Annotated in this window: 13 protein-coding genes; 6 read left to right on the top strand and 7 right to left on the bottom strand. The window is 65.7% G+C overall.

Going from position 1 to position 14004, the window contains the following annotated elements; all coding sequences use genetic code 11:
- The first annotated feature begins 23 nt into the window (after positions 1 to 23).
- Positions 24 to 836, top strand: coding sequence for an AraC family transcriptional regulator (locus ACN20X_RS19765; RefSeq protein WP_392412675.1), 813 nt, complete (start codon positions 24 to 26; stop codon positions 834 to 836).
- A 76-nt stretch (positions 837 to 912) separates the two neighbouring features.
- A complete protein-coding gene (locus ACN20X_RS19760) occupies positions 913 to 1299 on the top strand; it encodes a cupin domain-containing protein (protein ID WP_016446317.1) in 387 nt (128 codons plus the stop codon).
- Positions 1300 to 1366: 67 nt separating this feature from the next.
- Here ACN20X_RS19760 and ACN20X_RS19755 read toward each other — a convergent pair whose 3' ends face one another.
- From ACN20X_RS19755 to ACN20X_RS19740, 4 genes are all read right to left on the bottom strand, one after another.
- Positions 1367 to 2161, bottom strand: a complete 795-nt coding sequence (locus tag ACN20X_RS19755; protein ID WP_016446316.1) for an ABC transporter ATP-binding protein — start codon at positions 2159 to 2161, stop codon at positions 1367 to 1369.
- 16 nt (positions 2162 to 2177) lie between these two features.
- Positions 2178 to 3065 carry an ABC transporter permease gene (locus ACN20X_RS19750; RefSeq protein WP_016451516.1) on the bottom strand — a complete coding sequence of 296 codons (888 nt, stop codon included), beginning with the start codon at positions 3063 to 3065 and terminating at the stop codon, positions 2178 to 2180.
- Positions 3066 to 3189: 124 nt separating this feature from the next.
- Complete coding sequence (locus tag ACN20X_RS19745; protein ID WP_016446314.1) at positions 3190 to 4161, bottom strand: ABC transporter substrate-binding protein; 972 nt, start codon at positions 4159 to 4161, stop codon at positions 3190 to 3192.
- 404 nt (positions 4162 to 4565) lie between these two features.
- Positions 4566 to 6266 carry an electron transfer flavoprotein-ubiquinone oxidoreductase gene (locus ACN20X_RS19740; RefSeq protein WP_016451517.1) on the bottom strand — a complete coding sequence of 567 codons (1701 nt, stop codon included), beginning with the start codon at positions 6264 to 6266 and terminating at the stop codon, positions 4566 to 4568.
- 217 nt (positions 6267 to 6483) lie between these two features.
- Here ACN20X_RS19740 and ACN20X_RS19735 point away from each other — a divergent pair, with 217 nt between their 5' ends.
- Entirely contained in the window at positions 6484 to 6921 is a 438-nt protein-coding gene (locus tag ACN20X_RS19735; RefSeq protein ID WP_473209778.1) for an acyl-CoA thioesterase, read from the top strand.
- Between the two features lie 168 nt (positions 6922 to 7089).
- On the opposite strand, the gene ACN20X_RS19730 is transcribed toward ACN20X_RS19735, so the two are convergent.
- From ACN20X_RS19730 to ACN20X_RS19720, 3 genes are all read right to left on the bottom strand, one after another.
- Positions 7090 to 8115 (bottom strand): methionine synthase, encoded by a 1026-nt coding sequence (locus ACN20X_RS19730; RefSeq protein ID WP_016451519.1) that lies wholly within the window; start codon positions 8113 to 8115, stop codon positions 7090 to 7092.
- A 103-nt stretch (positions 8116 to 8218) separates the two neighbouring features.
- Entirely contained in the window at positions 8219 to 9202 is a 984-nt protein-coding gene (locus ACN20X_RS19725) for a DUF1852 domain-containing protein (RefSeq protein WP_016451520.1), read from the bottom strand.
- A gap of 208 nt (positions 9203 to 9410) precedes the next feature.
- Complete coding sequence (locus tag ACN20X_RS19720) at positions 9411 to 10427, bottom strand: LacI family DNA-binding transcriptional regulator (RefSeq protein WP_016446309.1); 1017 nt, start codon at positions 10425 to 10427, stop codon at positions 9411 to 9413.
- 110 nt (positions 10428 to 10537) lie between these two features.
- Here ACN20X_RS19720 and ACN20X_RS19715 point away from each other — a divergent pair, with 110 nt between their 5' ends.
- From ACN20X_RS19715 to ACN20X_RS19705, 3 genes are read left to right on the top strand one after another with little or no spacing between them, the layout of a single operon-like run.
- Positions 10538 to 11569, top strand: a complete 1032-nt coding sequence (locus ACN20X_RS19715) for a Gfo/Idh/MocA family protein (RefSeq protein WP_473209777.1) — start codon at positions 10538 to 10540, stop codon at positions 11567 to 11569.
- Complete coding sequence (locus tag ACN20X_RS19710) at positions 11566 to 13161, top strand: acyl CoA:acetate/3-ketoacid CoA transferase (protein WP_473209776.1); 1596 nt, start codon at positions 11566 to 11568, stop codon at positions 13159 to 13161. Before ACN20X_RS19715 ends, ACN20X_RS19710 begins: the two co-directional genes overlap by 4 nt.
- Positions 13154 to 13933 (top strand): enoyl-CoA hydratase/isomerase family protein, encoded by a 780-nt coding sequence (locus ACN20X_RS19705; RefSeq protein WP_016451524.1) that lies wholly within the window; start codon positions 13154 to 13156, stop codon positions 13931 to 13933. Before ACN20X_RS19710 ends, ACN20X_RS19705 begins: the two co-directional genes overlap by 8 nt.
- Positions 13934 to 14004 lie beyond the last annotated feature (71 nt).

Raw genomic sequence — 14004 nt, 5'->3', positions numbered from 1 at the left:
CACACCCCTCACCACCAACCCACATGGCAGAAACGAGCATCTCCAGCGACTGGGTCCGGCATTCGCAGCTGGGCGCAGGCCTGGAGCGTATCGAGGCCTACTTCGGCGGGCACGGCTATGCGCCCCACAGGCACGACACCTACGCGCTGGGCCTGACGCTGTCCGGCGTGCAAAGCTTTGCCTACCGCCGCAGCCAGCGGCACAGCCTGCCGGGCGGTGCCATGGTGCTGCACCCTGACGAATTGCATGACGGCCACGCGGGCACCGAGGCAGGCTTTCGCTACCGCATGGTCTATGTGGAGCCGGCCCTGATCCAGCAGGTGCTGGGCGGCAGGCCCTTGCCTTTCGTCGAGGGAGGACTTTCGGCTGATCCCCGGCTCAAGGCTGCGCTGCTGCCCTTGCTGCAATGCCTGGACGAGGACCTTGAGCCGCTGGCACGCGACGATGCCCTCTACGACTTGGCGCTGGCCCTGGAGGCCGTGGCCGGTCGGCGCAAGCTCAGGCGTCTGCCGGACCTGGTGGCCGTGGAGCGTGCCCGCGCCTGCATCCATGATTCGCTGGAGCAGGGCGTAACCCTGGAGGCGCTGTCCCAGGCCAGCGGCCTGGACCGCTGGCGGCTGTGCCGGGATTTCCGCGCGCTCTACGGCACCAGCCCCTACCGCTACCTGAGCATGCGCCGGCTGGACACCGTGCGGCGCCTGCTGCTGGCGGGGCAGGGCGTGGCCGATGCTGCACTGCAGGCCGGCTTCTTCGACCAGAGCCACATGGCGCGCCAGTTCGCCATGGCCTATGGCGTGCCGCCCGCACGCTGGCTCAGGCGCCTGGGCGCGGCCTGAGCTGCACGATCGTGCAAGACCGCAGGGAAGGCGCTTCCTAGCATGGAGGCTTCACACGCTTTCATAAGGTCTGCCCATGACGTTCCCCGTTGAAAACCGCCCCTGCGAGGCCATCAACTTCCCCGACAAATTCAGCCGCTTCACCGGCCAGTGGAGCCCCCGCGTCGTTGCCGAAATGAACGACTACCAGTTCAAGATCGTGCGCGTGCAGGGCGAGTTCATCTGGCACTCGCATGCCGAAACGGATGAAGCCTTCCTGGTGCTGGACGGCGAGCTGCGCATCGACTTCCGTGATGGCCATGTGCTGCTGCGCCAGGGCGAGCTCTACGTGGTCCCCAAAGGCACGGAGCACAGGCCCAGCGCCGAGCGGGAAGCCCGGCTCATGCTGATCGAGCCGCGCGGCGTGCTGAACACCGGGGAGGAAGGCGGCGAGAGGACGGCGTTGAACGATGTGTGGGTTTAGCCAGCCCGTAGCCATCCCATGAACAAAGGGCGCCGCAGCGCCCCTTGTTCCCGGAAGTGCGGAGCGCTCAGCCCAGCAGCAGCGCGTCGTCTGCCAGCTTTTCGCCGCGCACTTTCTCGAACATTTGCAGCAGGTCGGGCACGTCCATGCGGGCGCGTTCCTCGCCGCTGACGTCGAGCACCACCTGGCCCTGGTGCAGCATCACCGTGCGCTCGCCCACGTCCAGCGCCTGGCGCATGCTGTGGGTGACCATCATGGTGGTGAGCTTGGCCTCGGAGACGATGCGCGCCGTCAGCTGCAGCACGAAGTCGGCCGTGCGCGGGTCGAGCGCGGCGGTGTGCTCGTCCAGCAGCAGGATGCGCGAAGGCTGCAGCGCCGCCATCAGCAGGCTCACGGCCTGGCGCTGGCCGCCAGAGAGCAGGCCGATGCGGTCGGTCAGGCGGTTTTCCAGGCCCAGGCCCAGGATGGACAGGCGCTCGCGGAAGTTGTCGCGCATCTCGGCCTTGACGGCGCGGCTCAGGCGGCGGAAGGTGCCGCGGCGCTGGGCCAGGGCCATGTTTTCCTCGATGGTCAGGTCCTCGCAGGTGCCCGCCATGGGGTCCTGGAAGACGCGGGCCACGCGTTCGGAACGTGCCCACACGGGCAGGCGCGTCATGTCCTGGCCGGCGATCTCGATGCGGCCCTTGTCCACGGACAGGTCGCCCGAGACGGCGTTCAGGAAGGTGGACTTGCCGGCGCCGTTGGAGCCGATGACGGTGACGAACTGGCCGTCGGGAATGTCCAGCGACATGCCGCGCAGCGCCCGCGTTTCGATGGGCGTGCCGGGGTTGAAGGTGATTTCGAGTTGTTGTGCGCTCAGCATGAGGGTTCTCCGGCGATCAGGACTTGCGCTGTGCAAATTTGCGCTTCAGTTGGGGGATCACCAGGGCGACGGTCACCAGCAGCGCGGTGACAAGGTTCAGATCCTGGGCCTTGAGGCCGATGAAATCGCTGTTGAGGGCCGCTGCAATGAAGAAGCGGTACACGATGGCGCCCACCACCACGGCCAGCGTGGCCCAGACGATGCGGCGCGAAGGCAGGATGGACTCGCCCACGATCACGGCAGCCAGGCCGATGACGATGGTGCCGATGCCCATGGAAATGTCCGAGCCGCCCTGGGTCTGCACGAACAGCGCGCCGGCCAGGCCGACCAGGCCGTTGGAGATCGCCATGCCCAGCAGGATCATGGCGCCGGTGTTCACGCCCTGCGAGCGTGCCATGCGGGCGTTGGAGCCCGTGGCGCGGATGGCCAGGCCCCGCTCGGTGGCGAAGAACCAGTCCAGGCCCAGCTTGGCCAGCACGACGATGACGAACAGGATCAGCGGGCGCATCACATAGTCGGCCACGCTGTCGGGCTGCAGCAGGGTGAACAGCGTGGTCTCGTTGATCAGCGGCACGTTGGGGCCGCCCATGATGCGCAGGTTGACCGAGTACAGCCCGATCATCATCAGGATGGAGGCCAGCAGGTCCATGATCTTCAGGCGCACATTGAGCCAGCCCGTGATCAGGCCCGCGACGGCGCCAGCGGCCGTGCCGGCCAGCGTGGCCAGCCAGGGATTGGTGCCCGTGGAAATCAGGATGGCGCAGACGGCGCCGCCCAGCGGAAAGCTGCCGTCCACCGTGAGGTCGGGAAAGCGCAGCAGTCTGAACGAGATGAAGACGCCCAGCGCCACCAGGCTGAAGATCAGGCCGATCTCGACGGCACCGAGCAATGAAAAGAGGGACATAGGAAGAGCGACAGGCGCGTGGGAACGGAAAACGACTTAAAAAAAGGGCAGGGCCATGTTGCCATGGCGCCTGCCACCGTGGGCGCACTGCCCGGGTTGGTCCCGGGCAGGCAAACCCCGGGTATTACTTGATCACCTGGGCGGCCGACTTGACCAGCGCGTCGGACAGCTTGACGCCCTGCTTCTCGGCGGCGCCCGGATTCACGAACAGCTCCATCTTGGTGCTGACTTCGGTCTTGAGGTCGCCGGGCTTCTCGCCCTTGAGGATGCGCACCACCATGCGGCCGGTCTGCTCGCCCAGATCGCGGTAGTTGATGCCCAGGGCAGCCACGGCGCCGCGCTTGACGGAGTCGGTGTCCGAGGCCACCAGCGGGATCTTGGCGTCCTGGCCGACCTTGACCAGCGACTCGTAGGCCGAGACCACGTTGTTGTCGGTGTTGGTATAGATCACATCGACCTTGCCGACCAGGCTGCGTGCAGCGCTGCTGACGTCCACGGAGCGGGGAGCGGCGGCTTCCACCAGGGTCATGCCCAGCTTGGGCAGCAGGGTCTTGAGTTCCTTGACGACCACGGCGGAGTTGGCCTCGCCGGGGTTGTAGACCATGCCCACGCGCTTGGCGTTGGGCACGACCTGCTTGACCAGCTCCATCTGCTTGTCCAGGGCCAGCAGGTCGGACACGCCGGTCACGTTGTTCTTGGAAGGCTCCCAGCTGGGCACCAGCTTGGCGGCCACGGGGTCGGTCACGGCGGAGAACACCACGGGCACGGTCTTGGTGGCGGCGACCACGGCCTGGGCCGAGGGCGTGGCGATGGCGACGATGGCATCAGGCTTGTCGCCGACGAACTTGCGAGCGATCTGCGCAGCCGTGCCGGTGTTGCCCTGGGCACTCTGGTACTGCCACTTGAGGTTCTTGCCGGCTTCGTAGCCTGCTTCCTTGAGCGCGGCCTGCACGCCGTCGCGCACGGCGTCGAGTGCAGGATGCTCGACGATGGCGGTCACTGCGACCGACTTCTCGTCAGCGGCGTGGGCGCCGCCCGCAATGGCGGAAATTGCCAGGGCCAGCGCGCCCAGGGGCGCCCAAGACAAGTGCTTCATACGTGTATCTCCAACGTGCTTGTGGTTGTTCCTGTTTGCTCAGCAGAAGGCCGCACAGGACGGTCGCGGCGCTTCGCGGCAAAGTCTACTGCAGCCGCCCTGTACGCCTTGGCGTTTGGACGACCCGGTTTTCACCTATAGGTTTGTATCTAAAAATTGGCATGAAATCTGCGGGGAATGCCCTAGGTGCAACTTTTTCATGCGTCTTGGACAGGTTTGGCGATGCAGGTTTGCGTCTTCAAGGGCCTGTTTTTGGCTTTGCCGTGCATTTTTATTGCGTGTGATGGCATTTCGGATGGCCTTCTATGCTTTCTGCACCGATGTTGCTTTGACGAGGCTCAAAGAAAAAGCCTGCACAAGCAGACTTGGGCAGGCTTCAGAGAAGGGCCGGTGTGGCGCGCGGATCACATGCCCGCGTAGTTCGGCCCTCCGCCGCCTTCGGGCGTGACCCAGACGATGTTCTGCGTGGGGTCCTTGATGTCGCAGGTCTTGCAGTGCACGCAGTTCTGGGCGTTGATCTGCAGGCGCTTGCCGCCCTGGGCCGTGTCGTCCACGAACTCATAGACGCCGGCCGGGCAGTAGCGCTGCTCGGGGCCTGCGTACTTGGCCAGGTTGATGGCCACGGGCACCGAGGCGTCCTTGAGCGTCAGGTGGGCGGGCTGGTCTTCGGCGTGGTTGGTGTTGCTGATGAAGACGCTGGACAGGCGGTCGAAGGTCAGCTTGCCATCGGGCTTGGGGTAGTCGATTGGCTTGCACTCGGCCGCCGGCTTCAGGTAGGCGTGGTCGGGCTTGTCGCGGTGCAGCGTCCAGGGGATGTTGCCCTTGAGCACGAACTGCTCGATGCCGTTCATCAGCGTGGCCGTGGTCAGGCCCTTCTTGAACCAGGCCTTGAAGTTGCGCGACTTGTTCAGCTCTTCGTACAGCCAGCTGTTCTCGAAGGCCTGGACATAGGCGCCCAGCTCGTCGCCCTGGCGGCCCGCGACGATGGCGTCATAGGCGGCCTCGGCGGCCAGCATGCCGGTCTTGATGGCGGCATGGCTGCCCTTGATGCGGCTGACGTTCAGGAAACCTGCGTCGCAGCCCACGAGCGCACCGCCCGGGAACACGAACTTGGGCAGGGACAGCAGGCCGCCGGCCGTGATGGCGCGCGCGCCGTAGCCCAGGCGCTTGGCCGGCTTGATGCCCTTGGACTCGTCGCCTTCCAGGTAGTAGCGGATGTTGGGATGGGTCTTCCAGCGCTGGAATTCCTCGAAGGGGCTCAGGTAGGGGTTGGCATAGTCCAGGCCCGTGATGAAGCCCAGCGTGACCTTGTTGTCGTCCAGGTGGTAGAGGAAGGCGCCGCCGTAGGTCTTGCTGTCCATGGGCCAGCCGGCCGTGTGCATCACGAAGCCGGGCTTGTGGCGTGCCGGGTCGATTTCCCACAGCTCCTTGATGCCCAGGCCGTAGCTTTGCGGGTCCTTGCCGGCGTCCAGCTGGTACTTGGCGATGATCTGCTTGCCCAGATGGCCGCGTGAGCCTTCGGCAAAGATCGTGTACTTGGCGTGCAGCTCCATGCCCAGCTGGAACTCGCCCGTGGGCTCGCCGTCCTTGCCGATGCCCATGTTGCCGGTGGCCACGCCCTTGACCGAACCGTCCTCGTTGTAGAGCACCTCGGCGGCAGCAAAGCCCGGGAAGATTTCAACGCCCAGTGCCTCGGCCTGCTCGCCCAGCCACTTGACCACGTAGCCCAGGCGAACGATGTAGTTGCCATGGTTCTGGAAGCAGGCCGGCAGCAGGAAGTTAGGCGTGCGCAGGGCGGATTTCTCGCCCAGGAAAATCATGGCGTCGTCGGTGACGGGCTGGGTCAGGGGCGCGCCCTTTTCCTTCCAGTCAGGGATCAGCTCGGTCAGCGCACGCGGGTCCATGATGGCGCCCGACAGGATGTGGGCACCGGGCTCCGAGCCCTTTTCCAGCACGACGACGGAGACATCCTGGCCTTTTTCGGCCGCCAGCTGCTTGAGGCGGATGGCCGTGGCCAGCCCGCCGGGGCCGCCGCCGACCACCACCACGTCGTATTCCATGGCTTCGCGCGGCCCGTACTGGGCCAGGATTTCTTCGTTCGTCATCGGGGTGTCTCGCTTGGATATTGAAAAACAGGATGGTCGGCAGACCGAACGTTTGTTCGGTTGCAGCGCAAAAGCCGCAATGCGGTGGATTCTATGACGTGCTTGGACCCTGCCGTTGCTGATAGGTGACAGCGCGGGAATCCGCCCTACTGCACAGTGACCGGGGGCTGCGGGGCATGGTGCCTTGCGGTGGCGCTACAACAAGGAGACTGCAGGCATGCGCATGGAGATTCCAGAATATAAAAAATGGGTTCACGAGATGCGATTCAAAGTGCGCTGGGGCGACATGGACGCCATGGGCCATGTCAACAACGCCATGTACTTCCGCTATCTGGAGACTGCCCGCATCGACTGGATGGTTGAAGCGGGCATGGCGCCTACGCCGGGCGGGCAGGGGCCGGTCATCGTCAATGCGTTCTGCAACTTCCACCAGCAGCTGGCCTATCCCGACGAAGTACTGCTCAAGATGTATGTCAGCGACCCCGGCCGCACCACCTTCGAGACCTGGGGAACCATGGAACGCGTCTCCGAACCCGGCGTGATCTGCGCGGCCGGTGGCGGCACCGTCATCTGGGTGGACTTTCCCAGGCAGAAGGCCGTCGAGCTGCCGGGCTGGGTGCGGGAGATGGTGGGCGGCACGGCTGGCCCAGGTTGACTCAGGCTCGCCCGCTGTACCAGCCGACGTGTAGCCAGCAATGGCTGGCGGGGCTGGCCCGGTCCGGACGAACAAGCCCTTTGATGCAGGGTGCGCTGGGGTTTTTGTTCTGCCGCATTGCAGATCCATCGCAGCCCTGGGTAGCCCGGCGTGGCGGCCGGGCGCGACTTACGCAGCGGCCAACCGCTCCTTTGCCAGCCGCGTGCCTGCTGCCAGCGCTTGCAGCTTGCGCCACGCCACGTCGCGGCCCATGGGTGCGAGGCCGCAGTTCGTGCAGGGGAACAGCCGCTCCTTCGGCACGAACTCCAGCGCCCGGCCGATGGTGTCGGCCACCTCTTCGGGGGTCTCGACAACGTCGCTGGCCACGTCGATCACGCCGACCATCACGTCCTTGCCGGCCAGCAGCCTCATCAGGTCGGGCGGCACGTGGGAGTGGATGCACTCCAGGCTCACCTGGTCGATGCGGCTCCTGGCCAGCGCGGGGAACACCGTCTCGTACTGGCGCCATTCATCGCCCAGGGTGCTTTTCCAGTCCGTATTGGCCTTGATCCCGTAGCCATAGCAGATATGCACGGCCGTCGTGCAGGTCAGGCCCTGCGCCGCACGTTCCAGCGCCTGCACGCCCCAGTCGGCGGCGTCCTTCATGTAGACGTTGAAAGCGGGCTCGTCGAACTGGATGATGTCCACGCCGTCGGCCTGCAGCGCCAGGGCCTCCTGGTTGAGCAGCTCGGCGAAGGCGAAGGCCATCTTCACCCTGTCGCCATAGAAGCGGTCCGCCACGGTGTCGACGATGGTCATGGGGCCGGGCAGCGTGAACTTCAGCTTCTTCCTGGTGTGCGCGCGTGCCAGTTGCGCCTCGAAGGCATGCACGCGTCCCTTCAGGCGCAGGGCCGACACCACCTGCGGCACCATCGCGTCGTAGCGGTTGTCGCGGATGCCCATCTTCACCTTGTTCTCGAAGTCGATGCCCTCGACCTGCTCCAGGAAGCCGTGCACGAAGTGCTGGCGTGACTGCTCGCCGTCGCACACGATGTCCAGGCCTGCGTCTTCCTGGGCCTTGATCCACAGCAGGGTTGCATCGGCCTTGGCCTGGCGAAGCGCATCGCCTTCGGCCTTCCACTGGGGCCAGAGCTTGTTGGTTTCAGCCAGCCAGGCGGGCTTGGGCAGGCTGCCGGCGATCGAGGTTTCGAACATCTGGGAATTCCTTCAAATCAAACAGGGGTATGGCGGGCGTGCTCCGGGACGGTTTTCCCGGCCCGCCACGGATTGGGTGCCATGGCAGGCATGGCGGCGGATGCTACAGGGCGAAATCGGCAGCCCATTGCTCAAGCACATTCTTGTACGGCTTGATGAAGTGCTGCTCTGCAAACTTGCCCTGCTTGACAGCCAACTGGCTGCGCTCTTCCCGGTCATAGACAATCTGCGTCGACGAGTAATCGTGATTCTTCAGGCTGGGTTGATAGAGCATCCCGGCTGCAGAATTCGCGTTGTAGATTTCGGGGCGATAAATCTTCTGGAAGGTCTCCATGGTGCTGATCGTGCCGATCAGCTCGATATTCGTATAGTCGTTCAGCAGGTCGCCGTGAAAGTAGAAGGCCAGTGGCGCAACGCCATTTGGAGGCATGAAGAAGCGAACCTGCATTCCCATCTTCTCGAAATACCGGTCGGTCGAGGAGAACTCGCTCTGCCGATACTCGATGCCCAGTATGGGGTGCCGGTTTCCGGTGCGCTGGTAGGTCTTGCTGGTGGACACGCTGATACAGATGACGGGCGGCTTGTCGAAGTGCTGCCTGTAGGTGCCTGAACTGGAAAATTGCCTGAACAGCTTTCCATGCAAGTCGCCAAAATCATCGGGGGTGCCGAATTCGGATCGGTTGGCGTTGTACTCCGCAAGCACAACGCTGAAATCGTAGTCGCGCACGTAGGAGGAGAAATTGTTCCCTGCGATGCCGTCTATGCGCTTGTGGTTCTTCTTGTCGAGGATGCTGGTCTTCAATATCTCGATCAACGGAAACGCACCAAGGCCGTTTCTGGCGCCAATTCCCATTTCGACCGAGATGATCTCGAGCTCCACAGAGTAGCGATCTCCCGTGGGATTGTCCCAGTGGGCCAGGTCGTTGAAGCGGTTGTCAATCATCCTCAGCGTGTTGCGCAGGTTCTGCTGCCGGCAATCGCCACGGGCCAGATTGGCAAAGTTGGTGGTAATGCGCGTGCTGTCCGATGGTTGATAGTCTTCATCGAAACGAATGCGCTTGAGATGGAAGCTGAGTTCTTGGTTCATTGTGATCTGCGACCTGATTCATGCCCTTGCCGAAAACTGCGGGCAAGCAATAGGTGCGGATGTTATGGACGGCAATCGATGAAGTAAAGTGGTCTTATCTCATGAAACCATGAGCCTGGTTCATCAAAAGCCGGCAGGCCAGAGCGCATCCCGCTCAGCGCGGTGGAGCCAGTCGGTATCCGGGCCAGTTCCGACCGCGCCGCGGTCTTCAGGCTGACTGGCGCAGCACCAGCTTGGGCCTGGCCAACAACTGCTGGCGGGGCTGGCCCGGATGGGCCATGCGTGCCAGCAGCAAGGTGGCAGCCTGTTCGCCAAGCTCGGCGGGGCGCACGTCCACCGTGCTCAGGGGGGGATGGGAATGCGCGGCATCGAACACGTTGTCGAAGCCCATGAGCGCGAAGTCTTTGCCTGCGCGCAGTCCGTTTTCGTCCAGGGCAGACAGTGCGCCAAAGGCCACCAGATCGTTGTAGCAGATGGCCGCCTTGATGGCTGGCTGCGCGGCCAGCAGGCTGCGCATGGCGTCATGCCCTCCCGTGCGCGTGGGGCTGGCGGAGAAAACCAGGTCTTCATCGAAAGCCAGGCCCGCATCGGCAAAGGCGGCCCTGCAGCCGCTCAGGCGCTGCTCCAGCATCAGGCCGTCCAGCCCTCCCAGAAAACCGATGCGGCGATGCCCGGCCGCCAGCAGGTGGCGCGTGGCCGCCATCACGCCGTGGGCGTTGTCGGCGCCTGCGAAGTCGTAGCTTCCCTCGCCCAGCGTGCGGATCATGACCACCAGGGGAATGCCCCATGACTGCAGGTCCTGCGCCAGCGAGGCCGGCGTGTCCAGCGCCGGGCACAGCGCAATGCCGGCCGCGTTGTGCTCGCGCATGGTGGTCAGCACTTTTTGCTGGCGCTCCAGGCTTTCGCTGGTGTGGGCCATGAGCGTGATGAAGCCGGCATCGGCCAGCCTGCGCTCCAGCCCCGCCAGCACCTCGGCAAAGAAGGGGTTCATCAGGTCGTTGATCACGACACCGACCATGTTGGACGACTGGCGCCGCAGCTCTCCGGCGCGGCGGTTGTAGACGTAGCCGAGCTGCGCTGCCGCTGCACGCACGCGCTCCGATGTTTCGGCCGGAATCAGGGGGCTGCCCTTGAGCACCAGCGACACCGTTGATTTGGAGACCTGGGCCGCAGCCGCCACGTCAAGGATGGTCACGGCGCGCACGGAAGGGGGCTTGTTCATCATGGTTCGGTGTTTTCCCTGGGTCGGCGCGATTGTGCTTGATCTTCTTTTGGAACGTTCCAATAATCAATTAGAACGTTCCAATAGAAATCATCAATACAGGGAGGGAGACCATGAGCGAGGTCGGTTGGGGATTGATAGGGGCCAGCACCATTGCTGCCGATCACATGATCGGTGCCATCCGCGCGCAGCGCGGGCACACGGTGGCGGCGGTCGCCAGCCGCAGTGCAAAGCGCGCGGCGCAGTTTGCTGCCGAGCAGGGCATTGCCCGCGCCTACGACTCGGTGCCCGCCATGCTGGCCGACCCGTCAGTCCAGGTGGTCTACGTCAGCTCCGACAACGAATTGCGCCACGCCCAGGCCCTTGCTGCGGCAGCGGCCGGCAAGCATGTCCTGTGCGAGAAGCCATTGGCGCTGACCGTGCAGCAGGCGCTGGACATGGTGAGGGCATGCCGGGCCGCAGGCGTGGTGCTGGGCACCAACCACCACCTGCGCAACGCGGCAACGCACCGCAGGATGCGCGAGCTGGTGCGCGATGGCGCCGTGGGCCAGCCGCTGTTTGCGCGCGTCTTCCACGCCATCGAACTGCCGCCCTCTGTGCAGGGCTGGCGGCTGGAGCGGCCCGAGGCCGGTGGCGTGATCCTCGACATCGGCGTGCATGACGTGGATGCGCTGCGCTTCATCCTGGGGGCTGAGCCGGTGGAGGCGGTGGCGCTGGAGCAGCAAGGACCGCTGTCCCGCAACGGCGTGGCGGACGGCGTGATGGCCGTGCTGCGGCTGGACAACGGCGTGCTGGCGCAACTGCATGCGGCATTCACCGTGGTGCATGCGGGAACCGGCATCGAGATCCATGGCACCTCGGGCTCGCTCATCGGGCGCGATGTGATGACGCAGCGGCCGGGCGGCGAGGTGCTGCTGCGCAATGGGGCCGGCGAGCAGGCCATTGCCGTGGAGCACCACGGTCTCTACGCGCATGGGGTGGCCACGTTCTGCGCCGCGCTGCGTGGCGAAGGCCTGCCTGCCGCCACCGGCGAGGATGGCGCGCGCTCGCTGGCGGCGGCGGTGGCCATGGCCCAGGCCTGCCGCACGGGCCGGGCCGTGCCCATAGCCAATCCCCTTGCACGGGAATGGGGGGCAGCCGCATGAGCAAGCACATCACCGCCGCACAGGCTGCAGCCTTGCTGCGCGACGGCGACATCGTCAGCGTGAGCTCGTCCAGCGGGCTGGGCTGCCCCGACAAGGTGCTGGCCGCCATTGGCGAGCGCTTCGAACGCGAGGGTGCTCCGCGCAACCTGACCACGCTGCACCCGATTGCGGCCGGCGATATGTACGGCATCAAGGGAATGGACCATCTGGCCCGGCCCGGGCTGCTGTCGCGTGTCCTGGCCGGCTCGTATCCCAGCGGCCCGTCCTCGCTGCCCATGCCTGCGATCTGGCGCATGGTGGTGGACAATCGGATCCAGGCCTACAACATCCCCAGCGGCATCCTGTTCGACATGCACCGCGAGGCGGCTGCGCGGCGCCCGGGCGTGCTGACCCAGGCGGGCATGGGCACCTTTGTCGATCCCGCACAGCAGGGCTGCGCGATGAACGAGCCGGCCAGCCGCCATCCGGTAGTGCGCCTGCAGCATTTCGACGGGCGCGACTGGCTGTTCTTTCCCGCTGTGGCGCCCGACGTGACCGTCCTGCGCGCCACCACGGCCGATGAGCGCGGCAACCTGGGCTATGAGCACGAAGGCGCGCTGCTGGGCGCGCTGGAGCAGGCGATGGCCGCACGCAACAACGGCGGCATCGTCATCGCCCAGGTCAAGCGCATCGTCAGGGCCGGCCACCTGAGGCCGCACGATGTCCGCGTCCCCTGCCATCTGGTGGACCATGTGGTGGTCGATGCCGATCAGTGGCAGACCACGCAGACGGTGTACGACCCGGCCATCAGCGGAGAGGTTGCGCAACCGCTGTCCGGCTTCGAGCCCCAGGCCTGGGGGCCCGAGAAGGTGATTGCGCGCCGCGCCGCCATGGAGCTGGCGCACGGGCATGCCGCCAACCTGGGCTTTGGCATTGCGGCCAATGTGCCGCGCATCCTGCTCGAAGAGGGCCTGCATGGCGAGGTGACCTGGGTGATAGAGCAGGGCGCCGTCGGCGGCATGCCGCTGCTGGGCTTTGCCTTTGGCTGCGCGGCCAATGCCGATGCCATCGTGGCCTCGCCCCAGCAGTTCACCTATTTCCAGGGCGGGGGCTTCGATGTGACGCTGCTGTCCTTCCTGCAGGTGGATGGCGATGGCAGCGTCAATGTCTCGCGGCTGGGGGCCAGGCCCTATCTGACGGCCGGCTGCGGCGGCTTTGTGGATATCACGGCCCATGCGCGGCGCATCGTCTTCTGCGGACTTTTCACGGCCGGCGCCAGGCTGCGCGTGGGAGACGGGCGGCTGGACATCCTCGAGGAGGGCGGCACGCGCAAGTTCGTCGGCACGGCCGAGCACATCAGCTTCAGCGGCCTGGTCGGGCGCCTGCGCGGGCAGCGGGTGCGCTATGTGACCGAGCGCTGCGTCATCGACCTCGAAGACCAGGGCCTGGTCGTGCGCGAGATCGCGCCCGGCGTGGACCTGCAGCGCGATGTGCTGGAACAGGCCGGCATGGCGCTGCAGGTGGCGCCCGACCTGCGGCGTATGGATGAGCGCCTGTTCCACGATGCGCCCTTTGGCCTGGCCCTGCAGGCCCGGGAGGTCCGCCGTGGCTGAGACCCTGGTTCAACTGGTGCGCCAGGGCCCCGTGGCCCAGGTCACGATAGACCGGCCCGCACGGCTCAACGCGCTGACCCCCTGCATGCTTGACGCACTGGAGCACATGGCGCGCGAGATCGAGGCCGATGGCGCCATCCGTGCCGTGGTGCTGACCGGCCGTGGCGACAGGGCCTTTTGCGCGGGCGCCGACATCCATGCCTGGGCCGCGCTGCAGCCGCTGGACATGTGGCGGCAGTGGGTGCGCCGTGGCCACCAGGTGTTCGACCGGTGGGCGCGGCTGCGCCAGCCCGTGATCGCGGCGCTCAACGGCCATGCGTTCGGCGGCGGGCTGGAGCTGGCCATCACCAGCGATGTGCGCATCGCCATCGATACGGCGCAGTTCGCGCTGCCAGAGGCATCGATCGCCACCTGTCCCGGCTGGTCCGGCTCGCAGCGGCTGGTGCGGCTGATCGGCCCCGGCCACGCGAAGTACCTGGCCCTGGGCGGCGTGCGGCTGTCCGCCGATCAGGCGCTGGCCTGCGGGCTGGTGCATGAACGGGTGCCGGCCAGCGAACTGGGCCTGCGCGCTGCTGCGTTGGCCCACGACATGGCAGGCCAGGCGCCCGTGGCACTGCAGCTGACCAAGCAACTGATCAATGCCGCCGCCGGCGAAGACGCACCCGCCGCGCTGGAAGCCATGGCCGCAGCCCTGGCCGCGAGCACGGCCGATGCAGCCGAAGGCCTGCGCAGCTTCAAGGAAAAGCGCGCGCCGCGCTACCTGGGCCGCTGAATCTGCGCCGACCTGCCGACCTGCCGATTCGCTGTCCCGCCCTTGCCTCACCCCTGAACCACCCAAGGAGA

It is taken from the genome of Delftia sp. PX-1 (genome assembly GCF_055797465.1).
The sequence above is the reverse complement of the archived record's forward strand: the minus strand, read 5'-3'. Positions and strand labels throughout refer to the sequence as shown.